Source organism: Actinomyces bowdenii (genome assembly GCF_017592395.1).
Taxonomy (GTDB): Bacteria; Actinomycetota; Actinomycetes; order Actinomycetales; family Actinomycetaceae; genus Actinomyces; species Actinomyces bowdenii.
Window position 1 is genome coordinate 22,662 of the sequence record NZ_JAGFOU010000023.1, and the last position, 25,711, is coordinate 48,372.

The 25,711-nt window shown below is 71.7% G+C and carries 19 protein-coding genes; 11 read left to right on the top strand and 8 right to left on the bottom strand.

The annotated features are described in order from the left end of the window. The first annotated feature begins 387 nt into the window (after positions 1–387). The 4 genes from typA (at position 388) to dapC (ending at position 7,076) form a co-directional block, all read left to right on the top strand. Positions 388–2,310: a translational GTPase TypA gene (typA, locus tag J5X07_RS10220; RefSeq protein WP_124933571.1), complete on the top strand. Its 1,923-nt coding sequence runs from the start codon at positions 388–390 to the stop codon at positions 2,308–2,310. 14 nt (positions 2,311–2,324) lie between these two features. After that, positions 2,325–5,162: a VanW family protein gene (locus J5X07_RS10225; protein ID WP_208479733.1), complete on the top strand. Its 2,838-nt coding sequence runs from the start codon at positions 2,325–2,327 to the stop codon at positions 5,160–5,162. A 121-nt stretch (positions 5,163–5,283) separates the two neighbouring features. Next, positions 5,284–5,622, top strand: coding sequence for a ferredoxin (gene fdxA / locus J5X07_RS10230; RefSeq protein WP_124933569.1), 339 nt, complete (start codon positions 5,284–5,286; stop codon positions 5,620–5,622). Positions 5,623–5,918: 296 nt separating this feature from the next. Beyond that, a complete protein-coding gene (gene dapC, locus J5X07_RS10235; RefSeq protein WP_208479746.1) occupies positions 5,919–7,076 on the top strand; it encodes a succinyldiaminopimelate transaminase in 1,158 nt (385 codons plus the stop codon). A gap of 262 nt (positions 7,077–7,338) precedes the next feature. Here dapC and J5X07_RS10240 read toward each other — a convergent pair whose 3' ends face one another. Next, the gene (locus J5X07_RS10240; RefSeq protein WP_208479734.1) at positions 7,339–9,021 is read right to left on the bottom strand and encodes an ATP-binding protein; all 1,683 of its coding nucleotides are present in this window, start codon (positions 9,019–9,021) and stop codon (positions 7,339–7,341) included. 522 nt (positions 9,022–9,543) lie between these two features. Here J5X07_RS10240 and J5X07_RS10245 point away from each other — a divergent pair. Beyond that, positions 9,544–10,965 carry a citrate synthase gene (locus J5X07_RS10245; protein ID WP_124933566.1) on the top strand — a complete coding sequence of 474 codons (1,422 nt, stop codon included), beginning with the start codon at positions 9,544–9,546 and terminating at the stop codon, positions 10,963–10,965. Positions 10,966–11,053: 88 nt separating this feature from the next. Here J5X07_RS10245 and J5X07_RS10250 read toward each other — a convergent pair whose 3' ends face one another. Beyond that, a complete protein-coding gene (locus J5X07_RS10250) occupies positions 11,054–13,189 on the bottom strand; it encodes a GDSL-type esterase/lipase family protein (RefSeq protein WP_208479735.1) in 2,136 nt (711 codons plus the stop codon). 89 nt (positions 13,190–13,278) lie between these two features. Next, positions 13,279–13,797: a hypothetical protein gene (locus tag J5X07_RS10255; protein ID WP_208479736.1), complete on the bottom strand. Its 519-nt coding sequence runs from the start codon at positions 13,795–13,797 to the stop codon at positions 13,279–13,281. Between the two features lie 173 nt (positions 13,798–13,970). Between J5X07_RS10255 and J5X07_RS10260 the strand changes: the two genes are divergently transcribed. Then, complete coding sequence (locus J5X07_RS10260; RefSeq protein WP_208479737.1) at positions 13,971–14,834, top strand: class I SAM-dependent methyltransferase; 864 nt, start codon at positions 13,971–13,973, stop codon at positions 14,832–14,834. Positions 14,835–15,096: 262 nt separating this feature from the next. Then, positions 15,097–15,543: a DUF2087 domain-containing protein gene (locus J5X07_RS10265; protein WP_124933563.1), complete on the top strand. Its 447-nt coding sequence runs from the start codon at positions 15,097–15,099 to the stop codon at positions 15,541–15,543. Positions 15,544–15,637: 94 nt separating this feature from the next. On the opposite strand, the gene J5X07_RS10270 is transcribed toward J5X07_RS10265, so the two are convergent. The 4 genes from J5X07_RS10270 to dapD all read right to left on the bottom strand — a co-directional run bounded on the left by J5X07_RS10270 (position 15,638) and on the right by dapD (position 20,422). Then, positions 15,638–16,393 (bottom strand): succinate dehydrogenase/fumarate reductase iron-sulfur subunit, encoded by a 756-nt coding sequence (locus tag J5X07_RS10270; RefSeq protein WP_124933562.1) that lies wholly within the window; start codon positions 16,391–16,393, stop codon positions 15,638–15,640. Then, positions 16,390–18,267, bottom strand: a complete 1,878-nt coding sequence (locus J5X07_RS10275; protein ID WP_243896737.1) for a fumarate reductase/succinate dehydrogenase flavoprotein subunit — start codon at positions 18,265–18,267, stop codon at positions 16,390–16,392. The genes J5X07_RS10270 and J5X07_RS10275 overlap by 4 nt, the downstream gene beginning before the upstream one ends. 233 nt (positions 18,268–18,500) lie before the next feature. Next, on the bottom strand, positions 18,501–19,289 hold the full coding sequence (locus J5X07_RS10280) for a succinate dehydrogenase cytochrome b subunit (protein ID WP_208479738.1): 789 nt from the start codon (positions 19,287–19,289) through the stop codon (positions 18,501–18,503). Between the two features lie 149 nt (positions 19,290–19,438). Further along, on the bottom strand, positions 19,439–20,422 hold the full coding sequence (gene dapD, locus J5X07_RS10285) for a 2,3,4,5-tetrahydropyridine-2,6-dicarboxylate N-succinyltransferase (protein ID WP_124933560.1): 984 nt from the start codon (positions 20,420–20,422) through the stop codon (positions 19,439–19,441). Between the two features lie 177 nt (positions 20,423–20,599). On the opposite strand from dapD, the gene J5X07_RS10290 reads away from it, so the two are divergent. Then, positions 20,600–21,334, top strand: a complete 735-nt coding sequence (locus J5X07_RS10290; protein ID WP_208479739.1) for a histidine phosphatase family protein — start codon at positions 20,600–20,602, stop codon at positions 21,332–21,334. Beyond that, complete coding sequence (locus J5X07_RS10295; RefSeq protein WP_341769453.1) at positions 21,331–22,161, top strand: hypothetical protein; 831 nt, start codon at positions 21,331–21,333, stop codon at positions 22,159–22,161. Before J5X07_RS10290 ends, J5X07_RS10295 begins: the two co-directional genes overlap by 4 nt. A 190-nt stretch (positions 22,162–22,351) precedes the next feature. On the opposite strand, the gene J5X07_RS10300 is transcribed toward J5X07_RS10295, so the two are convergent. Beyond that, the gene (locus J5X07_RS10300) at positions 22,352–22,873 is read right to left on the bottom strand and encodes a PLD nuclease N-terminal domain-containing protein (protein WP_208479740.1); all 522 of its coding nucleotides are present in this window, start codon (positions 22,871–22,873) and stop codon (positions 22,352–22,354) included. Positions 22,874–22,969: 96 nt separating this feature from the next. On the opposite strand from J5X07_RS10300, the gene J5X07_RS10305 reads away from it, so the two are divergent. Beyond that, positions 22,970–24,673 carry an AMP-binding enzyme gene (locus J5X07_RS10305; protein ID WP_243896731.1) on the top strand — a complete coding sequence of 568 codons (1,704 nt, stop codon included), beginning with the start codon at positions 22,970–22,972 and terminating at the stop codon, positions 24,671–24,673. Next, positions 24,670–25,653, top strand: a complete 984-nt coding sequence (locus tag J5X07_RS10310; RefSeq protein ID WP_124933556.1) for a 1,4-dihydroxy-2-naphthoate polyprenyltransferase — start codon at positions 24,670–24,672, stop codon at positions 25,651–25,653. Before J5X07_RS10305 ends, J5X07_RS10310 begins: the two co-directional genes overlap by 4 nt. Positions 25,654–25,711: the final 58 nt, after the last annotated feature.

Genomic DNA, 25,711 nt, shown 5'->3' on the forward strand with positions numbered 1-25,711 from the left:
CCCTCTCTCCCCCTGTTGCACATCTTCAAGAATCGACCGCTTGGTTGATCCGCATGATTCCGCGGTTCGTGTCAGCTCAATCCTGCCGTTGGGCGCCGAAGATGTGCAGCGGCCCCCTCGCTGCACATCTTCAGCCCGCACCCATGCCGGCCGGTACTGGAATCATGCGGAAAAGCCGGGGATGGCGGATGGGCCGGGGCCTGAAGATGTGCAACGGGGGCTGGGCGGGGCGCCGGCCCCGTGGTGAGCGGCACAGCACGGGTGTAGGCCTGACCATGGCAGGCCCCTCCCGCCGTCCCCTAGCCTTGCCATGTTCCCCGCCCCGCCGGCGGCCGCCCGACAGGCGTCCCGGGCCGGGGACCGCCCGACCCGGAGGAAGAGCCCTGTATGAGCCTGCGCCAGGACCTGCGCAATGTCGCCATCGTCGCCCACGTCGACCACGGCAAGACCACCCTGGTGGACGCGATGCTGTGGGAGGCGGGCGCCTTCGGGGAGCGCGCCACCACCGAGTCCACCGGTGAGCGCGTCATGGACTCCGGCGAGCTGGAGCGGGAGAAGGGCATCACCATCCTGGCCAAGAACACGGCCGTTCACTACGCGGGCCCCGCCGCGGTCGCCGCCGGCTGCCCCGACGGCATCACCATCAACGTCATCGACACCCCCGGCCACGCCGATTTCGGTGGGGAGGTCGAGCGGGGCCTGTCCATGGTCGACGGCGTCGTCCTGCTCGTGGACGCCTCCGAGGGGCCCCTGCCCCAGACCCGCTTCGTGCTGCGCAAGGCCCTGGCCGCCAACCTGCCCGTCATCCTGGTGGTCAACAAGGTCGACCGCCCCGACTCCCGCCTGGCCGAGGTCGTCTCGGAGTCCACCGATCTGCTGCTGTCCCTGGCCAGCGACCTGGCCGACGAGCACCCCGACATCGACCTCGATGCCGTCCTGGACGTGCCCGTCATCTACGCCTCGGCCAAGGCCCGCCGCGCCGGCACCGAGGCCCCCGCCGACGGCGCCCTGCCCGAGAGCCCCGATCTGGAGCCGCTCTTCCGCACCATCATCGAGCGCATCCCCGGGCCCTCCTACGACGAGGGCGCCCCCCTCCAGGCCCATGTGACCAACCTCGACGCCTCGCCCTTCCTGGGCCGCCTGGCGCTGCTGCGCATCCACAACGGCACCATCCGCAAGGGCCAGGCCGTGGCCTGGGCGCGCCACGACGGCACCCTGGCCGCCGCGCGCATCTCCGAGCTGCTCATCACCGAGGGGCTGGACCGCAAGCCCGCCGAGGAGGCCCACGCCGGTGACATCGTGGCCATCGCCGGCATCGAGGACATCACCATCGGGGAGTCCCTCGTGGACCCCGAGGACCCCCGCCCCCTGCCGCTCATCACTGTGGACGACCCGGCCATCTCCATGACCATCGGCATCAACACCTCCCCGATGGCCGGTCGCACCAAGGGCGCCAAGGTCACCGCCCGCCAGGTCAAGGATCGCCTGGACCGCGAGCTGGTCGGCAACGTCTCCCTGCGCGTCCTGCCCACCTCCCGCCCCGACGCCTGGGAGGTGCAGGGGCGCGGCGAGCTGGCCCTGGCGATCCTGGTCGAGCAGATGCGCCGCGAGGGCTTCGAGCTGACGGTCGGCAAGCCCCAGGTGGTCACCCGCACCATCGACGGCAAGCGGCACGAGCCCGTGGAGCGCATGACCATCGACGTGCCCGAGGAGTACCTGGGCGCCGTCACCCAGCTCATGGCGGCGCGCAAGGGCCGCATGGAGACCATGACCAACCACGGCACCGGCTGGATCCGCATGGAGTTCCTCATCCCCGCCCGGGGCCTCATCGGGCTGCGCACCCAGTTCCTCACCGAGACCCGCGGCACCGGCATCGCCTCCTCCATCGCCGAGGGCTACGAGCCCTGGGCCGGGCCCATCGACTCGCGCACCACCGGCTCCCTGGTCTCCGACCGTGCCGGGGCCATCACCGCCTACGCCCTCATCCGGCTGCAGGACCGCGGCACGTTCTTCGTCGAGCCCACCCAGGAGACCTACGAGGGCCAGGTCGTGGGGGAGAACCCCCGGGGCGAGGACATGGATGTCAACGTCGTGCGCGAGAAGCAGCAGACCAACATGCGCTCCTCCACCGCCGACTCCTTCGAGGGCCTCACCCCGCCGCGGCGCCTGACCCTGGAGGAGGCCCTGGAGTTCGCCGCCGACGACGAGTGCGTGGAGGTCACTCCCGAGGCGGTGCGCATCCGCAAGGTGATCCTGAACTCCCAGGAGCGCTTCCGTGACGCCGCCCGGCGCCGCCGGGCCGAGGCCTGAGAGGAGCCCAGCCCATGAGCCGGAACCAGCGCAGCCAGGGCGGGCATCCCGACGGCGGTCAGGGCGGCGCCGAGCCCGAGGCGGCCGATCGCCCCGTGCCCCAGAGCCCTCTCAGCCCCCAGGAGGCCCCCGATCCCACGGGCCCCGGGCTCGTCGGGCACCAGGTCGCCGCCGTGAGCGAGGGCGCGCAGGACGCCGTGGAGGATGCTGGGAGCACCGCTGCCGACGGCGCGGCCCCCACCGGCGCGAGTCCTGCCGGCGCGAGCCCCGATGACGCTGAGCCCGACACCGGGGCGGGCGCCGAGGACGCCGGCCTCCCGGACGGCGACTCCGGGCCGGCCGCCGATGCCGGCCCCGCTCACGGGGGTGCCGGTGATGAGGAGGGCGGCGGCCCGGACAATGACGGCCCCGCTCACGCGGGTGACAGCGCCGAGGGCAGCAGTGACCCGGCCGATGACGTGGCCCGGCCGCCGGCGGCCGCCTCGGAGGACGAGGCCGCGACCCCCGCCGAGGCGGGCCCCGAGACCTACGGCATCACCCCGGCGCAGGACCAGGGCGCCCACATGATCAGCTGGATCCAGCACGGGGGCGGCAAGCTCCCGCCCTCCATCGCCCCGGCCATGCCGCCGGTGGCCCCATCCGCGCCCAGCGGCGACCCCGATCCCGCCCCGCAGGAGTCCACCGTCGCCCCCGGGGGGGAGGGCTTCGAGTCCTCCATCACCCCCGCGGTGGCCGCCCACACCGAGCGGGTCTGGTCCGAGCCGGGCCATGACGCCAGCGAGACCGTCCTGGGGGAGTCGCGCTGGCCCGCACTGCGCGCCGAGAGCGCCCAGGCCGGTGCCGCCGAGTCCTCGGCCGGCGCCGCCGCCTCCCCAGCCGCTCCCGGAGGCGCTGCGCCGTCGGGCCCGGGCTCGCCCGCCCCGGCCGGCTCCCCCGCCACCGCCAACTGGGCCACCGCCCCCGCCTGGCCCATTCCCGCGGGGCAGTCCGGTGCTGACAGCACCGACGACGACCTCGGCGCCGCCCCCAACCAGGGCGGGGCCGATGAGGCCTCCGCCGATGCTCCTGCCCAGGAGGCCGATGGGGCCGGCGCCCGGGGCGACGCCGCCAGTGCCGCGGCGGCCGTCACGGCCGCTCCCCGCCGTCGCCGCCTGCTGGCCGTGGGCGCGGCCGCGGGCATCACCATCCTGCTGGCCTGGGGCGCTCTGGCCTGGTGGACCACGCAGCACATCGCCTCGGGCACCACCGTCTCCGGCGTCGACCTGTCCGGGCTCAGCCCCGAGCAGGCCGGCACCCGCCTGGGCGAGCAGATCGGCGCCCAGCTCGCCCAGCCCGTCACCCTCACCGTCGGGCAGGGCAGCTCCGAGCTCGTCCCCGCCGAGTCCGGCGTCTCCCTGGACGCCGAGGCCACCATGGACCAGGTCGCCGGCTTCACCCTCAACCCCCTGACCATCGCCCAGCGCCTGGGCGGGGCCCAGAGCGACGCCGTCCTGCGCGTGGACTCCGAGACCCTCACCGGCGCGCTGGAGGACCGCATCGACTCCATGGCCAACGGCGCCGTCTCCGCCACCGTCTCCCTGGAGGGCACCCAGGTGACCACCACCCCCGCCCAGGACGGCGTGGGCCTGGACGTCAAGGCCTCCGTCGAGCAGCTCTCCCGGGGCTGGCCGCTGGGGCAGCAGAGCATCGCCCTGGCCGAGGGGGTGGCCGTCCCGGCGATCACCGACCAGGAGGCCAAGGACTTCGTCGACTCCACCCTGAGCCCCATGCTCTCGGCCGACATGGCCATCACCGCCGTGGGCACCCAGGTGGAGTCCAAGGCCACCACCCCCACCGTCACCCTGACCCCCGAGCAGACCGCCTCCATGACCTCCATCAGCACCGACGGCGGGCGCCTGGCGGCCAGCATCGACACCACCATGCTCCACGACACCATCGTGGGCACCATGGGGGAGGTGGAGAAGCCCGCCATCGACGCCTCCTGGACCATCGACGGCACGCAGACGGGCGCGGCGGGGGACAAGCCCCAGTACGTGGCCCCCGCCGAGGGCACGGGCATCGACATGGACTCCCTCACCCAGTCCCTGACCACCACCGCCGCCAAGGGCACCGACCCCGCCTCGCGCACCGTCGCCCTGCCGCTGAGCGTGCTCAAGCCCGAGGACACCACCCCCGAGGCCGACTGGGGGGTCAAGGAGGTCGTGGGGGAGTACTCCACGCCCTACAACGCCGGCGACCTGCCCCGCACCCAGAACCTCCGGCGCGGCGCCGAGCTCATCAACGGCTCCGTGGTCAAGCCCGGCGAGGTCTTCTCCCTGGAGGAGGCCCTGGGCGAGGTGGACTACGAGCACGGCTTCGCCGACGCCGGGGTGATCTCCAACGGGGAGCACATCGACTCCCTGGGCGGGGGGCTGAGCCAGGTGGCCACCACCGTGTTCAACGCCGGCTTCGAGGCGGGCATGGACGACACCGAGCACCACCCCCACCAGTACTACTTCGACCGCTACCCCGCGGGCCGTGAGGCCACCCTGTGGACCGGCAAGCTCGACGTGAAGTTCACCAACCCCACGCCCCACGGCGTCCTGGTCCAGGCCTGGCTCGATGGTGAGCAGATCCACGTGCGGCTGTGGTCCACGAAGTACTACGACGTGACCATCACCGAGTCCGAGCGCTACAACTTCCGCCCCGTGGTCACCGAGCGCAAGTCAGGCCCCCAGTGCCAGCCCTACACCGGCGGCAACCCGGGCTTCGACATCACCGTGACCCGCAAGCGCAGCCACAACGGCCAGGCCGTGCCCGACGATGTCCTGACCACCGCCTACTACCCGGACAACAACATCATCTGCGGGTGAGGCGCGCAGTGCTCATGCCCACGTCAGCGGGCTCTTGGGTCCAGGGGCGCGGGAGACGATACTTGTCCGTACACCCGTGCCGCGCGCCGTCGGCACAACAGCATCGAGAGGACACGCAGCCATGACGTATGTCATCGCCCAGCCCTGCGTCGACGTCAAGGATCGCGCCTGCGTCGACGAATGTCCCGTCGACTGCATCTACGAGGGCGAACGCAGCCTCTACATCAACGCCGACGAGTGCGTGGACTGCGGGGCCTGCGAGCCGGTGTGCCCCACTGAGGCGATCTTCTACGAGGACGACGTGCCCGAGGAGTGGGAGGACTACACCCGGGCCAACATCGACTTCTTCGAGATCCAGGGCCTGGGCTCGCCCGGTGGCGCCCAGATGGCGGGGCCCCAGCCCTACGACGACCCCATGATCGCCGCCCTGCCGCCGCAGAACCAGCACCTCCAGGGCTGACCACCCGCTGATCCGGGGCCTAGCCGGCTGATCCGGGCCCATCGGGCTCACCGCCCTTCCCTCTTCCGCAGATTGCGAGTGCGGGGTGCAGAATGCGAGTGCGGGGTACTCGCATTCTGCACCCCGCACTCGCATTCCATCCCCGGCCGCGCGCAGGGCGGGCCGCCCGGGTCCGGCCTGCAGGACGCAGGGCCCACCCAGGTGGACACAGGAGGGACAATGGCCCGGTGAACGCCGCCTCCAGAGCCACTGCAGCCACTGCCTCCAGCTCCTCCGCCTCCCGTCCCGCCCGGGTCCTGCCCCGCGCCTCGGTCCTGCCCGACTTCCCCTGGGACTCCCTGCGCCCCTACCGGGCGCGCGCCGCCGAGCACCCCGACGGCGTCGTCGACCTGGCCGTGGGCACCCCCGTGGACCCCACCCCCGAGGTGGCCCGCGCCGCCCTGACCGGGGCCGCCAACGCCCCCGGATACCCCACCACCGCGGGCACGCCCCAGGTCCGGGCCGCCATCATCGAGTGGATGGCGCGGCGCCGCGGCGTGGAGGGCCTCAGCGAGGCCGAGGTCCTGCCGACCATCGGGTCGAAGGAGTCGGTGGCCCTCCTGCCCCTCCAGCTGGGGGCCGGCCCCGGTGACCTCGTGCTCCACCCCCGCGCCGCCTACCCCACCTACGACGTCGGGGCCCGCCTCGTGGGCGCGATCCCGGTGCCCGTGGACACCGACGCCGACCCCGCCACCTGGAGCCTTCCCGAGCAGGGGCGGGTGGCCATGGTGTGGCTCAACAGCCCCGGCAACCCCGACGGGCATGTGCTCAGCGTGGAGCAGATGGCCCGGATCGTGTCCTGGGCGCGCGAGCGCGGCGCCGTCGTCGTCTCCGATGAGTGCTACGCCGAGCTGGCCTGGGAGGAGCCCTGGGCGAGCCGGGGCGTTCCCAGCCTCCTGGACCCCGGGGTGGGAGGAGCGGCCGGGCGCGAGGGCCTGCTGGCGCTGTACTCGCTGTCCAAGCAGTCCAACCTGGCGGGCTACCGGGCCGCCCTCCTGGCGGGGGACCCGGTCCTGGTGGCGGCGGTCACCGAGGTGCGCAAGCATGCGGGGCTGCTCGTGCCCGCCCCCGTGCAGGCGGCCCTGGTCGCGGCGCTGGGCGATGAGGAGCATGTGGAGGCCCAGAAGGCCGTCTACCGCCGGCGCCGCGAGGCCCTGGCGGGGGCGACGGCGGCCGCGGGCCTGGTCAACGACCCGGCCTCCGTGGCGGGCCTCTACCTGTGGCTGGGCGGGCCGGCCGAGATGAGTGCCTACGACCTGGTGGGGGCCTTCGCCGAGCTGGGGATCGTGGTGGCGCCCGGGGACTTCTACGGCCAGGCTGGTGCCGGGCGGGTGCGCATGTCGCTGACCGACACCGACGAGCGGGTCGCCGCCGCCGCCGAGCGCCTGCGCTCCACTGAGCTGTTCCGCCGCTGAGGCGCGGCTCGGGCGCCCGGCTGCTGGGGCGCGTGCCGCGCGGCTCACCGGTGGGGACCACTGGAGCTCCTCACAGTTCTTGGCGAGTTCTTGAAAGAACTCGCCAAGAACTGTGAGGCCTCCGGGGGCCGCCCCCGGAGCCGAGGAGGGGGACTTTTCCCAGTGATGGCAGGGATCGTGGGGTTCTTTCGAGTTCTTGCCGAGTTCTTTCGGGTTCTTGACGGGCTCTTGGCGGGGCCTGGCCGCTCTCCGTGCGTGGAGGCTAACGCGAGCGCCAGCGCACCGCCGGCCCCCGAGCAGGCCCGTCGGGATCCTTCTCGATGACATTGGTGGCTGCCAGGTGGCGCAGGATCCCGGTGATGATGGATGGCGGTGCCCCGGTGGCCGTGACGATCTCTCGGTTCGTTACCGATCCCGAGGCGAGCATGTCGATGATGGTCGACTCGATCTCGCTGGCGGTGGGGGCGGGCACCTCCTGATCCCGCAGAATCGTGCGGACCTCAGGGGTGAGGCCCCATGTGTGCTTGTGCGCGTCGGGAGCCAGTAGCCCGATGCTGGTCAGCCATATCAGAACGGTGCGGGCTTCTGCTTGGCTGAGCTGGAAGAGGCCACCTGCTCCCGCCTGCGTCAGCACGCTGGCCCGCGTGAGGTGCTTGAGGGCCAGGAGCGTGTTGATGTTGAGGGCATTGGCGCTCCCGACGACATCGGGAAGGAGGGCCAATGCGCGGACGAAACCCGGATCCTCCACCGAGGCGGTGAAGGCCACGCGCACATGCGACTCCTCTGCCTCGATCTCCGGGGCATCCCGGCCAGAGGCCAGCATGGAGGTCCACATCCGGTCAAAGCCCCGCGAGGTCTCCTCGACCAGTCCGAGGCGGTGAAGGGCATGCATGAGTGTGGGGTTGCGTGGGGTTGAGGCCGCGGTGAGCAGGTGAGAACTACGCACTCCCACGGGAAGGCCTCCCGGTGAGGTGATGTTGAGAGTCAGGGGTGATTGGTCGATGACGATAGGCCGCCTCAATGTCCAGTCGCGGTGGGCGAAGGCATTGAGAACCGCCTCGTCAACGGCGCGCTCTGGGAAGTCGCGAATATGGCGCTCCTGGCCAGTGGGCAACTCGATCCTCGCAATCTCGGCATTTGAGTGGGTGCGGATGCGTTGCAGGGCCTGGGGGATGGCCACGATGAGCGGCGAATCCAGATCGTTGCGCTCCGGCTCCGCCCCCGGCGCTGCGCGCCATAGGTGCTGCGCACCCGCGTGTGCTCCCAAGGGCTGCCCGAAGAGGATATGAGCTGCGGTGAGCAGGCGACCCTCGTTATCGACCACCCCCAGGCGGCGCAGCATCTCCGCGGGTGCGGCCACGGCGTCGTCGGGGTGCCGGGTATTGAAGTGCTGCACCCCCTCCGCCAGGGCAACGCCGTCGAGAGCCTCGATGCCCTGTGTGGTGGGTGTGGCCGTGTAGTCGGGGTTGGTGCGCGAGAAGTGGATGTGGTGGCGCTCGTCGTCGCTCAGGGGTAGGCAGCGCGTGCCTGTCCTCCGCGAGGCGGCGCCGTCCATGCGGCTGTAGAGGGCCAGGCCCTGGGGTACTCGGATGATGACGAGGCGGTGCCCTTCGAAGTCCTCGGCCTGGGCCTCGACGGTGAGGTTCGGGCGGGTGCGGTTGAAGATCTTGGACGCGATGTCCTCAGGTGAGGCGTCCGTCCCCGTGAAGGCTTCCTGGCCTCGCGCTTTGTCGCGAACCCCCAGGACGATGAAGGACTCGCCGTCAGCGTTGGCGAAGCAGATCGCAGCGTCGAGAAGGGTTTGGATGCGCTGTGCATCGGGGTTGCCGCGGGTATGGGGCGCCCGGGCGGGGTCCTCCTTGAAGTCCAGGTGGGCGGTCTCCTGGCTATCGGGGGTGCTGCCCGAGGCGACCGCCTCCAGGGCGTCCAAAACAAGCGGATGCATGGAGTAATTATCAAGTTCTTGAAAGAACTCGTCAAGAACTGTGAGGCCTCCGGGGGTCGCCCCCGGAGCCGAGGAGGGGGACTTTTCCCAGTGATGGCAGGGATCGTGGGGTTCTTTCGAGTTCTTGCCGAGTTCTTTCGGGTTCTTCGTGAGTTCTTGGCGGGGCCTGGTCACGCTCCCCGCGTGGCCTGCCGGACGGCGTCCCAGGAGGTGCTCCGCCTCGGGGCTGCGGACACGGGCCGGCTGGTCAGGAGGCCGCCGGTGGGCGGCCAGTGAGTGACCCGCGACCCGGCGCGTGTGGCCGGCGTCGAGCCCCGGTCCCGGGGGCTGCCCGGCCAGGCCCGCTCCGCCGTCGGGCGCCCCGGCCCGGCTCCGCCGTCGACTGCGCGAGAGCGCGGGTGGGACGATGGGCGCGCTCCCCGCGTGAGCCCGTACAGTAGGACCAGCCCGGGCCGCGAGACCCCGGAACGACGTCGATACGCCGGCCCGGTGCCGGCACCGAGCAGGCAGTCAAGGAGCACCATGACGAGCGCACCCGCCACCCCGCCCGCCGAGCAGCCCGAGGCTCAGGACAGCCGTGCCGCCGACGGCCCCGGCCTCCTGACCGTTGACGGCCAGACCATGGAGCTGGCCCGTTCCTTCGCCACCGACGGATCGGACGGCCTGGAGGTGGGCAAGCTGCTGGGCACCACCGGCCTGGTCACCCTCGACCCCGGCTTCACCAACACGGCCTCGTGCACCTCCCAGATCACCTACATCGACGGAGCCGCCGGCATCCTGCGCTATCGCGGCTACCCCATCGAGGAGCTGGCCAAGTCCTCCACCTTCGCCGAGGTCGCCTACCTGCTCATCTACGGCGACCTGCCCGATCGGGAGTCCTTCGAGCGCATGGAGCGCCGCATCGCGCGCCACCGCCTCCTGCACGAGGACTTCCTCAGCTTCTTCACCTCCTTCCCCTCCTCCGGCCACCCCATGGCCATCCTCCAGGCCGGTATCGCGGGACTGGCCACCTACTACGAGGACACCCTCAACCCGCACGACCCCTACGAGCGCGAGCTGGCCACCATCCTGCTGCTGGCCAAGATGCCCACGATGATCAGCTACATCGCGCGGCGCGCCATCGGCCTCCCCCTGCTCTACCCCGAGCCCAAGCGCGGCTACGTCGAGGACTTCATCCGCATGACCTTCGGCATGCCCTACCAGTCCTACGAGATCGACCCCGCCGTCGTGCGCGCCCTGGACATGCTGCTCATCCTGCACGCCGACCACGAGCAGAACTGCTCGACCTCCACCGTGCGCCTGGTGGGCTCGGCCGACGCCAACATGTACGCCTCCGTGGCCGCCGGCGTGGGGGCCCTGTCCGGCCCGCTGCACGGCGGCGCCAACGAGGCTGTGCTGCGCATGCTGGACATGATCCAGACCTCGGGGATGTCCACCTCCGAGTTCGTGCGCAAGGTCAAGGACAAGGAGGACGGGGTGCGGCTCATGGGCTTCGGCCACCGCGTCTACAAGAACTACGACCCGCGCGCCGCCATCGTCAAGGAGACGGCGCACGACGTCCTGGCCCGCCTGGGCGGGGGCGAGGGCGACCGCAAGCTGGAGATCGCCATGGAGCTGGAGGAGGCCGCCCTCAAGGACGACTACTTCGTCTCGCGCAAGCTCTACCCCAACGTGGACTTCTACACCGGCCTCATCTACCAGGCCATGGGCTTCCCCACCAAGATGTTCACCCCCCTGTTCGCCCTGGGGCGCCTGCCGGGGTGGATCGCCCAGTTCCGGGAGATGATCGCCGACCCGGCCAAGCGGATCGGCCGGCCCCGCCAGGTCTACAACGGCTCCACCGAGCGCCACTACGTGGCCATGCACCGCCGCCGCCACGACGAGGAGTACTACCCGGCGACCCGCACCGGCGTGCCCAGCCTGGACCGCGTCACCCGCGTCTGACCCCCTTCTTTTCGACAATTTGCATGAGATCGGCCTTTTCCGGGCCCGGAGAAGTACGATCTCATGCAAATTGTCGAAGGTTGGGGTGCTATGTCATCGGGGGCTCGGGCGTTGGCCATGCCGGGGCTGTCTGTGTGAAGAGAGCCGTGTCGGTCACAGCTGCCCGGTCTCCGCTCTGCCCCCGGGCCGGGGATGAATCAGTCCCGGTCGGTGTGGCCGGCGCGGAGCTGCTGGGCGGATCGGCCGAGGGCGACGGTGCGGGGGTGGTGCTGGGAGGCGTGTTCGAGGGGTTGTTCGAGCAGGTCTCCCCGACGACGCACACTCCCGGCAGGTCCTGCGTGGGGAAGCCGGGATCGGCGTCGCAATCGTCACCGATGCCGTCACCGTCATAGTCGCTCTGGCCGTAGTTGTTGACGTCTGGGCAGTTGTCGCTCTCATGTGGAGTGATGTCGCCGTCATCGGTGACATCCACTCGGGTTGTTGCGGTGGCCGTCTGCCCATCGGTTTGAGTGACGCGGAGTCCGATGACTCCGCTGTAGGCCTCTGTGAATGTGTGCTGGATGCGGGTTGAGGTGGAGGTCTCCTCATAGGTGCCGTCGCCGTTGAAGTCCCACTCGATCCTGGTGAGCTCTCCCTTGGTCGCGTGGGAGGCTGCGGCGTCGATCTCGATGGCCTCACCCGCTTTGGCGACATAGGGTCCTTGAATCCAGGCGAACGGTTTATTGAGCTCGGCGTCGATTGCCTGATTGATGAGCCCCGTGATGTCGTCCGGTGAGGCGGCGTCTGTGATGGTGCCCCCACTTTGTGATACCAGTGACTGGAAATCGGGGGAGTTCAATGACCCGTTGGTGTTGATGCCGTAAACACTCACCGGGTCGACGTCATAGGCCGCTTTCGCGACAGATTCTGATGTGTATCCAGTGCCGGGCTCTGGGTTGCGGGGAGGGGCGTCCCCGATGACGAGGGCGATCTTCTTTGCCCCGTCGCGCCACGTGAGTCCCAGTGCCTGCATCGTGCCGCTGTAGACCGTGGCGTTGGTGTTGAAGAGGTTTCCGCCCTCGAAGGTCAGTGAGTCGAAACCGCGTTCAATCGCCGCGGGGTCGGTGGTGAAGTCGACGTCGGTGCGCGCCAGGTAGTTGTTCGGATTGAACTGTGGGTGGTCCTTGTAATCCACGAGGGCGAATCGGTAGGAGGATGATCGCTTGCTGGTCTGCTCCATGATGGAGCGTATGTTGTTCCGTGCGGCCGCGGCATCGTCCTGCATGGATCCGGTGGAGTCCACGACGAAGACGATGTCGATGGTTCCCTTGAGGTCCTGGGGGCTCACGGAGTCGGGGACACCGACCTTTGATTGAATCAGTTCGGCGATCTGGGAGTGGCCGATGAGGTTCGGGTGATAGAATACGTTCGTGTCCTTGCTCGCCTTTGATTCCGTCTTCCCGTCCTTGCCCAGTACGCCTTCTGTCTCGAAGAACTCGTTGAGCCAGCGGTAGTCGTTCCGGTTCTTGACTGAGGGGTCCGGCTCGTGCCCGCTGAAGGCGTTGATGACTCCGTCGATGTAGGTGACCTTGAGTCCAGGGTGCGCGGCGTTCCAATTGTTGACGAGGTTCGACTGCACTGTTCTAGCGGCATCGCTGAGGCCTCGAACGCCGGCGCCGGCATCGTACGTGGTCTCCGAGTCCTGGAGGATGTACTCGTCATCGGTAGCCAGGCGAGGGTAGCCCACGAGGATGACTTGGGCACCATCGGGGAGCTTGTTGTCGATCTCTTGGAGTATCTTCTCCGTATTCGTCCTCACGCCCGCCAGCCCTGAGTTCGCCTCATCGACCTTCTGCTTGCAGGTCTTAGCGTCCCTGATGCCGAGGGTGAAGCACTGCTTGACAATGTCACTGAAATGCACGTCGTTGCCGCCGATCGTGAACATGACGACGTCGGAGTCCGTGGGCATATTGGCGACTTGTCCTTCGTTCCCTAGTACTTGCTGTGTTGTGTCACCATTGAATGCAAGATTAGTAAGGATGGCGGGCGTGCCTTGATCGTTGATCCAGTCAACATACCTGTGTGCCCAGTTGTTGTGGCTCCTGTAGGAGCCTTCTTCGCCGTAGTAGGAACCAGCGCCGGTTCCGGCGGAATAGGAGTCGCCTAGGAGGGTGATGTGCAGAGTATTTGTAGTTGCCTCTGCTCTTGCGGTCGGTGTAGTTGCTGGAAAAGCAGACAATGCCATCAAAACTAGGGCGATAGTGATGGTGGGAATGATGGAATCGGGGGTGAGTCGTCACATCGAATCTTGCCTTTCTGGACGATAGTTCCCTGTTAGTTGTAACCCAGGGAGATGAGAATTGCGCCCTTGAGGGTATTAGTTGAATCTTCGTTGTCTAGTATGACGATATGGAGTTGCATGTAGTCGTCGGAGTCTCGGTCGGTGTGACGTGCAGTCCATAGGTTACTGTTGGAGAACTTCTCGTCTTTGGTCCAACCATGGCCTTCTGCGTAAGTAATAAATTCTGACACGAGGGAGCTAGGTTGGTGGTCGCTATGGAAATACCGTTTTAAATACAGTCTGGATGTCTTCCACTCCAGCCATCCGGGGAGTCTGGCTTTATCGGTGTGGAAGGCGGTGTGGCCGAGGATCGTCTCGGCTCCCATGGGGTCGTTCTCCAGGGCTCGTAGTCTGCGGGCGTTCTCGCCCAGGTAGCCGCCGGGGCCGAAGGCCCAGGCCAGACCGGGTGGGACCACCGTGATCCCTGCGAGGGCCGCACTCGCGATGACCCACCGGCGCGAGCGCCGTGGCTGCGGTTCGCGGTCGGGGCCCTGCGGCTGTGAAGCGGCCATGGTCTGAAGGTAACGACTTGATTGCGACGTGTCAAGGATCACGTGACAATAGTCGATGTTGTGGATCTTCGTCGTCGGGCGGAGTCCCATCGCCCGCGCGGTCCTGCACCGGCAGACGACTGCCTGCGGCGCAAGTCCCGCCCCGCACACCTTTGTAAGGCTAGGCTTAGCACATGTCAGAGCTTGATGATGCCCCCGCCCCGGCCCGCACCACTCCAGCCACCGCCCCCTCCCACGCTTCCGACCAGACAGGCCTCCCCCTGCCCCATGCGGGCCGGCCCGTGTCCACCGCCCCCGGGCACTGGGTGCTGGCCCGAGCCGGCAAGCGCGTCCTGCGCCCCGGCGGAGCCGCCCTGTCCGCCGCCATGCTCCGGCATGCGGGACTGCCCGGCTCCGACGTCGTCGAGCTCGCCCCGGGCCTGGGGCGCACTGCCGCCGAGATCCTCAAGGCGGGCCTCGCCTCCTACACCGCGATCGACCGCGACCCCGACGCCGCCACGCGCGTGGCCGCCGTCGTCGGCAGGCGCGGCAGCGTCCGCCAGGGCGAGGCCGCCAAGACCGGCCTGGATGATGCCAGCGCCGACGTCGTCGTCGGCGAGGCCATGCTCACCATGCAGGGAGACAAGGGCAAGGCCGCCATCGTCGCCGAGGCCGCCCGCATCCTGCGCCCCGGCGGGCGCTACGCCATCCACGAGCTCGCCGCGACCCCCGACGACATCGCCGAGGCGCGCTACACCGAGCTGCGCAAGGACCTGGCCCGCTCCATCCACGTCAATGCCCGGCCCATGACCCCCGCCGCCTGGAGGCGGCTCATGGAGGAGGCCGGCCTGGAGGTCGAGTGGGTCGAGACCGCCCCCATGGCCCTGCTCAAGGTCGGGCGCAACCTGCGCGACGAGGGCGTGGGCGGCTTCCTGCGCATCGCCCGCAACGTCCTGGGTGACAAGGAGCTGCGCGCCCGCGTCCTGAGCATGCGCCGCACCTTCAAGCACTGGGAGAAGGACATGGCCGGCATCGCCCTGGTGGCCCGCAAGCCCTGATCCCCTTCTTTTCGACAATTTGCATGAGATCGTACTTCTCCGGGCCCGGAAAAGGCCGATCTCATGCAAATTGTCGAAAGTGGGGGAGGGGTGCCCGCACCGGGCTGCTACCATGTCCGTCACGGCGAGCCAACGCCGAGCGGACGACAGCCCGGTCCTGTCGGCGATCCCGCGAAGGGGAGCGAATCCTCCGGCACCCCGCTCCGAGTCCTTCCACCCGTGGCGGCGATGACCGGGATCGCGACCGCCCGAAGGGCTGACCATGACCACCGATCATGACTTCAAGAGGCTCGTGCGCGCCCGCATGGCCGACACCGGCGAGAACTACACGACCGCCCGCGCCCACTTGCTCTCCCAGCGCCAGGAGGCCGAGCGCTTCCACCGCCGCACCCTGCGCTCCTTCCTGCGCCAGGGGCGGCTGGTCTCCATCCCCGCCAAGCGGCGGGCCCGCGTCGTCATCCTCCTGGAGCTCCTCAGCCTGTTCGAGGCCGGCCGCGACTACACCGAGGCCGAGGTCGGCGACATCCTGCGCCCCGTGCACGACGACGTCGCCTACCTGCGCCGCGAGCTGGTCGACTACGGCTTCATGACCCGCAGCGCCTCGATCTACCGCGTGGCCGAGGAGCTTCCGCAGGCGCAGGGCAACGTGATCAGCGAGCTTCCTCACGACGTCGAGCGCCGCTTCGCCGCCGCTGCCCGCAAGCCCTGACCCGCCGCCCCCTATTTTCGACAATTTGCATGAGATCGTACTTCTCCGGGCCCGGAAAAGGCCGATCTCATGCAAATTGTCGAAAAGAAGGGGGTTAGTCGTCGTGGGTGGGGCCGCGCCAGGCGGCACGCAGCACCTCCCGGTTCGCCGCCGCGATCGCCTCCAGGGGGATGCCCGCCGGGCAGGTGGGCACGCACTCCCCGTAGACCGAGCACGGCCCGAAATACTCGTCCAGCGCCCGGGCCATCCCCCGCGCCCGGCGGGAGCGCTCATGGGCGCCCTGCGGCATCAGCGACAGATGGGCGAGCTTGGCCCCCGCGAAGAGCATCGCCGCACCATTGGGACACGCCGCCACACAGGCCCCGCAGCCGATGCACACCGCGAAATCCAGCGCCGCCTCGGCATCGGCCCGCGGCTGGGCCACCGCATCGGCATCCGCGGCCGTGCCCGCCATGACATCCACCGTGCCCCCGGCGCGCACCAGCTCATCCAGGGCCGTGCGGTCCACCGCCAGATCCCGGATCACCGGGAAGGCCCCGGCCCGCAGCGGCTCCAGGCGCAGGGCGGCCACCCCCGGGAAGGCCCGCAGGTGCTGGCGGCATGCCGGCGTGTTGTCCACCGGCCCATGCGGGCGCCCGTTGACCAGGAACCCGCAGGCCCCGCACACGCCCTCGCGGCAATCGGACTCGAAGACCACCGGCTCCCCACCGGCCTCGATGATCTGGTCGTTGAGCCGATCCAGCAGCTCGAGCAGGCTCATCTCCGGGGCGGCGTCCTCCACCACATGCGTCTCGAAGCGCCCCTCGGCCCGGGGCCCGTCCTGCCGCCAGATCTCCAGGGTGATCCTCATCGGTAATCCCTCTCCTGCAACTCGACGACGCTGAAGTCCAGGGGCTCGCTGCGGCGCACCGGGACGCCGTCGGGCCCGCTGACCCAGGCCGACACGGTGCGCCAGGCCTCGTCATCGCGCCGGGCCTCCCCGCCCTCGGTGGCGAACTCCTCGCGGAAATGGGCGCCGGCGGACTCGCGACGATCCAGGGCATCGATCACCATGAGCTCGGCCAGCTCCAGGAAGTCCGCGACCCGGCCCGCCCGCTCCAGCTCCTGATTGAGCCGGTGCTCCCCGCCCACCACGCGCACATCGCGCCAGAACTCCTCGCGCAGCGCCCGCACCCGGGCCAGGGCCTCGATCAGCCCCTCCTCGCTGCGGCTCACCCCGCAGCCGGCGTAGAGGACCTCCCCCAGGCGGCGGTGGAACCACACCGGCCGGTGGGTGCCGCCCACCGCCAGGAGCCGGGCCACCCGCCCCGATGCCCGCTCGACGGCGTCGAGCGCCTCGGGGGCGCCCGCCTCCAGGACCGGGGCGCCCACCAGGCCCGCCAGGTAGTCGGGCACGGCCAGGGGCAGGGTGAACCACCCGTCCACGCAGGCGCTCAGCAGCGAGTTGGCGCCCAGGCGGTTGGCCCCGTGGTAGTTGCTCGAGGCCTCCCCACCCACGAAGAGGCCGGGGATGGTGGTCATCTGGTCGAAGTCCACCCATAGGCCGCCCATGGTGAAGTGGGCCCCCGGCGCGATGCGCATCGGCACCTCGTAGGGGTCCTCGCCGGTGGCGTCGAGGTACATGGCGAACAGGTTGCCGTAGCGCGCGGCGATGGTCTCGCGCCCCAGCCGCTCCAGGGCGTCGCGGAAGTCCAGGTAGACCGAGTTGCGCAGCGGCCCCACGCCGTGGCCGGACTCAATGCGCTCGCGGGCGTTGCGCGAGGCCACATCGCGCGGTGTGAGGTTGCCGAAGGCCGGGTAGCGCCGCTCCAGGTAGTAGTCGCGCTCCTCCTCGGGGATGTCGCCCGGGGCGCGCTCATCGCCGGGCTGGGCCGGGACCCAGATGCGCCCGTCGTTGCGCAGGGACTCGCTCATGAGCGTGGTCTTGGACTGCCAGTGGGAGCTGACCGGCAGGGCCGTGGGGTGGAACTGGATGTAGCTGGGGGAGGCGAAGGCGGCACCGGCGCGGTGGGCCCGCCAGGCGGCGGTGGCGTTGGAGGCCATGGCCAGGGTGGAGAAGTGGAAGACCGAGCCGTAGCCGCCGGTGCACAGCACGACGGCGTGCGCGCTCCAGGCCCGGATCTCCCCGGAGAGCAGGTCGCGGGTGACGATGCCCTGGGCGCGGCCGTCGGCCACGATGAGGTCGAGCATCTCGGTGCGCGTGTGCAGGTTGACGGTGCCGGCGGCCACCTGCTCCTGGAGGGCCTGGGCGCAGGCCACCTCCAGCTGCTGACCGGTCTCCCCGCGGGTGTAGTAGGTGCGCGAGACCTGCACGCCGCCGAAGGAGCGGGTGGCGAGCTGTCCGCCGTACTCTCGGGCGAAGGGCGCCCCGATGGCGTGCATGTGGTCGATGACGCGCCCCGACTCCTGGGCCAGGCGCACGACGTCGGCCTCCCGGGCCCGGAAGTCCCCGCCCTTGATGGTGTCCTTGATGAATCGGCGCAGGGAGTCGCCGTCGACCTTGCGGGCGCGGGCGGCGTTGATACCGCCCTGGGCGGCCACCGAGTGGGCGCGGCGGGCGGCGTCGTGCAGGCTGAAGCACTCCACCCGGTAGCCCAGGCGCCCCAGGGTGGCGGCGGCCCCCGAGCCGGCCAGGCCCGTGCCCACCACGATGACCGTGAGCCGACGGCGGTTGGCGGGGCTGACCAGCCGGTAGGAGTCGCGGCGGGACTGCCAGGCGTCCATCGGGTCGCCCTCGGGAAGGCGGGGGTCGAGGTCCTCCCCGACGCGGTAGTCGGGGGTGGCGGGGCCCGGTGGGCGGGGCGCGGGGCGGGTCCGGGCCGCGGGAGCGGCGGCTGGAGGTGCCGCCGGGCCGCGGCCGCTCGCGGTGGCGGGAGCGCCGTCGGGCCCGGGAGTGGGCTCACCGGATTCGGCGGTGCCGTGGGGGCGGACGGCGTCGAGGACCCAGCGCAGGCGGCTCATGAGATCACTCCGGTCAGGACGAGCAGGGGGAGGGCGCCGTTGCCCGCGGTGATGGCCAGGGCCACCAGGAGGGCCAGCGCCAGCCAGATGCGGCGCAGGCGGGGCGCGGTGCCGCCCAGGTCGTGCAGGACGCTCCACAGGCCCTGGGCCAGGTGGAGGCCGATGACCACCATGACGGCGGTGTAGAGCAGCGCCATCCAGGGGCGCGACAGGCTCGCCACGAGGTTGGCGTAGGCGTGGACCTCGAGGTGGGGGCCGTGGCCGGAGGGGTGCTGGTAGTCGGGGGAGGCCACGAGGCGGCCGAGGGTCAGATCCAGCAGGTGCACGACGACGAAGGCCCCGATGACGGCGCCGGAGAGCAGCATGGTGCGGGCGGCGAAGGAGCGCGGCAGCAGGCCCCGGCGCCGGTGCGGGCCGCGGGCGAGGCGGGCGCGGCGCCACAGGGCGGTCCCGGCTGCGGCGTGGGCCAGGATGCAGGCCAGCAGCACGACGCGCAGCGCCCACAGCAGCCCCTCATGGGGCAGGAGCGGGTAGGCGAAGCTGCGCAGCATGGCGGCGTAGCCGTTGTATGCCTGTGGGCCCTGGAAGACCTTGAGGTTGCCGATCATGTGGACCAGGACGAAGAGCCCCATGATCGAGCCGGTCACCGCCATGGTGGTCTTCAGGACGGCGTGCGGCAGGCGCCGGGCGGCGGGGAAGGGGTGGGAGGTGCGGGAGGCGTGGGAGCGTGCGGGCAGGGAGTCCCCCAGGGGAGGCGCTGCTGGTTCCTGACTGGTGCTCCTCATGGCCCACGCTCCATCGATCCCGCGGACAACAAGTGTATCGCAAATCACAGCAGCGCGTGCCCGAACCCCCTTCCTTTCGACAATTTGCATGAGATCGGCCTTCTCCAGCGCCGGAAAAGGCCGATCTCATGCAAATTGTCGAAGGTGGGCTACTGGTTGGTGTGGAGGGCTGTGCTCAGCTCGATGCCCTTGCCCCCGCGCGCCAGGGCCTCGACGGCGCCGGACTGGGAGTTGCGGCGGAACAGGACGTTGGAGACCCCCGCCAGCTCGCGGGCCGAGACCACGCGCGGCTCCTTGAACAGGCCGTGCGCTCCGGGCACGACGCCGCCCTGGGGCATGACCGAGACCTTCGTGCCCGCCGTGAGGTAGAGGCCGGCCTCCACCACGCAGTCGTCGCCCAGGGGGATGCCCAGGCCGGAGTTGGCTCCCAGCAGGCACCGCTCGCCCAGGGTCACGCGCTGGCGCCCGCCGCCCGAGAGCATGCCCATAGTGGAGGCGCCCCCGCCCACATCCGAGCCATCGCCGATGACCACGCCCTGGGAGATGCGGCCCTCGACCATGGAGCGGCCCAGTGTGCCCGCGTTGTAGTTGACGAAGCCGGCGTGCATGACCGTCGTGCCCTCGGACAGGTAGGCCCCCAGGCGCACATTCGCCGCGTTGCCGATGCGCACCCCCGAGGGCAGCACGTAGTCGGTCATGCGGGGGAACTTGTCCACCGAGTTGACCTGGACGGGGCGGCCCAGGGCGGCGCGCAGGCGGGTGCGGGTGGCCTCGAAGTCCTCTGCGGGGCAGGGGCCGGCCGAGGTCCACACCACATTGGGCAGGCGGGAGAAGATGCCGTCGAGGTTGACGGTGTTGGGCTGGGCCAGGCGGTGGGACAGCACGTGGAGGCGCAGGTAGGCGCCGGCCACCGTCAGGGGGGCGTCGTCGAGATCGGCCCAGGTGCGCACGACGGCGGTGCGCACCCCGCGGGCCTCGTCACGGCGCTCCATGGCGCTGAGGGTCTCCAGAAGGCCGGCGTGGCCGTCCTCGGGCTCCTCGCCCAGGACCGGACGCGGGTACCACACGTCGAGGGTGTTGCCGTCCTCGGTCACGGTCGCCAGACCGAGGCCCCATGCACTGCGAATCGTCATGGCGGCCACGATACGGCAGGCGCGCCCGTGGCGTCGCCCGGCCCGCCATCCGGGCGCCGGAGGGGCGGGGCCGGGAGGCGGTCGCCGGGGCCGGGCGCGGCCGCCCGCCTCGCCGCCGCGGCCTCCCGGGCGGCGCCCACTGCGCTGCCCGCAGCCCGGGCGTGCGAGAATCACCGCATGGCGCGTACGACGATCCACCTGATGCGGCACGGCGAGGTCCACAACCCCGAGTGCGTCCTGTACGGCCGCCTGCCCGGCTACCACCTGTCCAACCTCGGCTCCCGCATGGCCCAGCAGGTCGCCGACGTCCTGGCCGCCTCCGGCCACGACCTCACCCATGTCATCACCTCGCCCCTGGAGCGCGCCCGCGAGACCGGCGCCCCGGCCGCGGCCGCCTTCGGCCTGACCCCCACCGTCGACGAGCGGCTCATCGAGGCCGGAAGCCACTTCGAGGGCCTCGCCGTCAATGACGACCGCCGCCTGCTGGCGAGCCCCCGGTACTGGCGCTACTACGTCAACCCGATGCGCCCCTCCTGGGGCGAGCCCTACCGCGACATCGTCGCGCGCATGCGCGCCGCCGTCGTCTCCGCCCTGACCACCGCCCACGGCCACGAGGCCCTCCTGGTCTCCCACCAGCTGCCCGTGTGGTCCCTGCGGCTGTTCCTGGAGGGCCGGCCCCTGGCCCACGACCCCTGCCACCGCCAGTGCTCCCTGGCCTCCCTGACCTCCCTGACCTTCGAGGGGCGCACGCTGGTGGGCATGGCCTACTGGGAGCCCGCCGGCGATCTGCTGCGGGTGGCCCGCGACATGGTCCCCGGCACCTCCTCGGCCGCCACCGCCGCCGGCACCGGCCTCTATGCGGCCCCGCACGACGCCGCGGGGGAGCCCGGCGCTCAGGGAGCCCCGGAGTGACCCAGCAGCCGCCCTCACGGCCGACGGGCGGCGCAGGCGGCGGTCACGGCAGTGGCGGTAGCAGCCGGGGCCCGAGCGGCGTCGGGACCGCCGGGGGCGAGGTGGTGCGCGCCGGCGCGCGCGACCTGGCCGCCGCAGCGGGCGGGCCCACCCCCCGGCGGCCCTGGACCGGGCAGGACTTCGTGTGGTGGAACACCGCCGCCGTCCTGACCGCCACCCGCCGCGGCTACCGGCCCAGCCCCGTCTCCCCGCGCATCGACCCCGTGCGCCGCGTCCTCGCCGCTGACGAGACCATGCTCGCCACCTGCGACGCCGAGCTGCTCATGTGGCGGCGGGGCGATGCCACCTACAACCCCTCCCGGGGCTTCTTCCTGGCCGGGGGGCCCGTGGGCCTGGCGCTGACGGCCGCCTTCTTCGGCGGGCAGGCCTACCTCAACCACCGGCGCAAGAGGACGGCTGAGGCCGACGCCGTGGAGAAGTGGCGGCACCTGGCGCGCGCCCGCCTCACGGTCTCCACCCACGGCATCTACCTGGGCACGGGGGAGGGGATCATGCCAGTGCCCTTCGAGCAGGTCCAGGAGGCCCGGATCACCGCCCCCGGCGAGATCGTCATGGCCGCTACCAACGCCTCGGGCTCAGCGCGGTGGAAGCTGCGCGCCCAGTGGGCCGAGCTCGTCCTGGTCCTGTGGGCGGTGCGCCACCTGCCCGACCACCCCCAGCTGGTCTCCCGCAGCTGGCTGCCTGCCGACTGGCTGGCCCACGCCGCTGCCCACGGCTATGAGGTCGACACCGGCCCCTGGCCCCGCGGCGGAGCCGCCCTGCCCTGACACCGTGCCTCGCCCCTTGCACATCTTCGGGGCCCGGGCGGGGGGCCTGGTGGTGGTTGGTTGTTGGGATGGCGCCGATCTGCGGCCCGACGTGGCGCTGAAGATGTGCAGGTAGGAAGGGCGGAGGACCGCAGTGGGGCCCTCAGGCCGAGGCGCTGCGCCCGGCGCGGGCGGGTGCCGAGGCGTCCCTTCAGGGCGCCGGTGGGGCAGCGGGATCCTCGGGCTCCTCGCCGGTCGGGCCTGCGCCGTTGGCCGGGCCCCCCGGGCCCTCGGAACCCGCAGCGGGCGTGCCCTGGCTCCTGGTGCCGCCGGTGCCGGGGGCCTTGCCCGCCTGCCCGGGCTGCGCGCCCCCCGGTGCCTGGTCGCCCTGCTCCGGGTGGTGCCGACGGCGGCGGATGCCCTGCTCCAGGCCGCGCAGGAACTCCGGGTCGTCGTCGGGAGCCACCGGGCGCGGACGGTCGGGGCGGCGGAAGGCGGTGCCCTCCTTGGAGGACCACACGGTCGGCTCCACATACCCGCCCCGCTCCTCGGCGGCCTTGACCCGCGAGACGATGATCCAGGCGATCGCCCCGACCGTGGGGAAGAGGATGATGAGCGCTATCCACAGGAACTTGGGCATCCGGGCGGGCATGCTCTCCTCGGGAGTGCGGGCGCAGTCCAGCAGCGAGTACAGGACGAGGGCGAACGCCAGGACGATGAGCACGATGCGCATGGGCACACCATAGAGGAACCCGCCAGGGGGTCGGCGGCCCGCCCGCTCCGGCGCCCTCCTACTCCTCGGAGGCCCGTGGTGACATGCTGTGGCGCGATGAGTGCCCCGACCGCCCCGACCCGCCCCCTGCTGCTGCTGCGCGGCGGAACCCGGCCCGACGACGTCGCCCGGCTGAGCCGGGCCCTCGCCGAGCGCCTGCGGGACCGCGGGCTGTGGCCTGCCGGGGGCGCCCGGGCGCATCAGGGCAGTGGGCCCGATGCGCCGGCCGCCATGAGCGGCCCGGGCGCATCCGGCTGCCAGGCTGCCCGGGGCGGCCCGGCCGACCCGCCCCCGGGGGGTGGGCCGGCTCTCATCGTGCCCATCGGCCCGGCGGAGGACCCGGACGGGATCCGCGCCGACCTGGCCCGGCGGCTCGACCCCCACGGCCCCGCCGCCGACCCCGGCACCGACCTGCTCCTGCGCACCTCCGGCTCGACCACCGGCACCGGGCGGCTTGTCGCCATGAGCGCCGCCGCCATGCTCGCCTCGGCCCGCGCCGCCCATGAGCGCCTGGGGGGCCCCGGGCACTGGGTGCTCGCGCTGCCGGCCCATCACGTGGCGGGCCTCCAGGTCATCCTGCGCAGCCTCATCGCGGGGCTGCCGCTCCGGGGCCCTGGGCCCGACCTGGGCTCCGGGGCCCACGGCGGCCCCGTGAGGTCCCAGGATTCCGGGGCCGGCCCACTCCTCCAGGCACCCACCGTCGCCCCCACCGTCGCCCCCACCGTCGCCCCCACCGTCGTCGACACCACGGATGGCTTCGACCCCATGGCCCTGGCCGAGGGCGTGGACCGGGCCCTGGCCGCCGCCGGCCCGGCCCCGGTCTACACCTCCCTGGTGCCCGCCCAGCTCCTGGCCGTCCTGGCCCCCGGGCAGGAACGCGCCGCCGCGGCCCTGGCGCGGCTGGGGGCGGTCCTGGTGGGCGGGGCGGCGGCCGACGCCGGGATGCTCAGCCGCGCCCGCGGGGCGGGTATCCGGGTGGTGACCACCTACGGCATGAGTGAGACCGCGGGCGGCTGCGTCTACGACGGCCTGCCCCTGGAGGGCGTTGAGGTGCGCCTCCATCAGGGCCGCATCCTGCTGTCCGGCCCCACCCTGTTCGCGGGCTATGCCGAGAGGGGGCGGGGTGCCGCCGAGGGCGCCAGCACCCTGCTGGCCGGGAATGGCCCCCAGGGGGAGGGGGTCGCCGGCGCCGGGGAAGGCGCGCGGGCCGCGGGGCCGGCGCGCGCGATCACGCCCGGGGGGCCTGCCGCGCCAGCGGCACCCGCGGAGCCACCGTCGGGCGGGGGCCGCGCCCGCCGGTGGCTGGCCACCACCGACCGCGGCCGCCTGGAGCCGGGCCCCGATGGGCGCCACCGCCTCATCGTCGAGGGGCGCCTGGACGACATCATCATCACCGGGGGCATCAAGGTCGACCCGGCCCGGGTCGAGGCCGAGATGGCCCGCCTGCCCGGCGTCGCCGAGTGCTGCGTGCTGGGCCTGCCCGACCCCCGCTGGGGTGCCGCGGTCACCGCCGTCGTGGTCCCCCAGCCGCAGGCGGCCAGCCGCCCCGGCCTGCCCGAGGCCCTCCGGCGCGGCGCGCGTCAGCGGCTCGACGGCGCCCACGCCCCCAAGCGGGTCATCCTCGTCGATGCCCTCCCGCGACTGGGCCCGGGCAAGGTCGATCGGCGCGGCCTGGCCGCGCGGCTGGGGGCGGGCGGCCCCGGTGGCGGGGTAGGCTCCCCGGGCTCCCCCCAGGCCCATGACGATGAGAGGACACCATGACCACAGGCCGCCCCGCAGCCCGGCCCGGTGACGCCCGGCCCGCAGCGCAGCCCTCGGCCACCAGCTGGAGCGAGGTCGTTCGCCTGCGCACCCTGCCCGCCGCCGCCGCCCCCGTCATCCTGGGGGCCGGCGCGGCCTGGGCCCTGGGGGCCTTCTCCGCGCCCCGCACCCTGCTGGCCGCCGGCGTGGCCCTGGCCCTGCAGATCGGCTCCAACCTGGCCAACGACTACTCCGACGGGGTGCGGGGCACCGACGACGAGCGCACCGGCCCGCCCCGGCTGACCGCCTCCGGGCAGGTCGAGCCGCGCACCGTCAAGCTCGCCGCCTTCGGCTGCTTCGGCGCCGCGGGCCTGCTGGGCCTGGCCCTGGTGGCGCTCTCGGGGCAGTGGTGGCTGCTGGCCGTGGGCCTGGCCGCCGTGGCCGCGGCCTGGTTCTACACCGGCGGCCCCCGCCCCTACGGCTACGCGGGCCTGGGGGAGGTCTTCGTCTTCGTGTTCTTCGGGCTGGTGGCCACGGCCGGCACCGCCTACGTCCAGGCCGGCTCGGTGCCGCCGTGGCTGTGGCCGGCGGCCTGCGGGATCGGCCTCATCGCCTGCTCCCTGCTCATGGTCAACAACCTGCGCGATATCCGCACCGACCCCGCGCACGGCAAGCGCACTCTGGCGGTGCGCCTGGGGCAGACCCGGGCGCGGGGGGCCTTCGTGCTCATGATCACGGCACCCCTGGTGCTGGGGGCGGCCTGCCTGGCCTGGGCCGCCGGCTCCCTGAACCCGGACCGGGGGGCGGGCGGGGGCCTGGTGCTCGGTCTGACCGTGGTGGTCTTCCTGGCGCTCAACGGTGTCATGGCCTGGAGGGCGCTCAGACCGGTGGTCGGCGGGGCGCAGGGGCTCGCGCTCATCCCCGTGCTCCGCGACACCGGGCTCCTGGAGCTGGCCTACAGCCTGCTGCTGGTGGCGGGCCTGGCCGCCGTCCTGCTCTGAGGCCCGTGGGTCCCGGGGCCTCCCCTTGGCCTGCTCCAGGCCGGAGCCATCCCCGGCC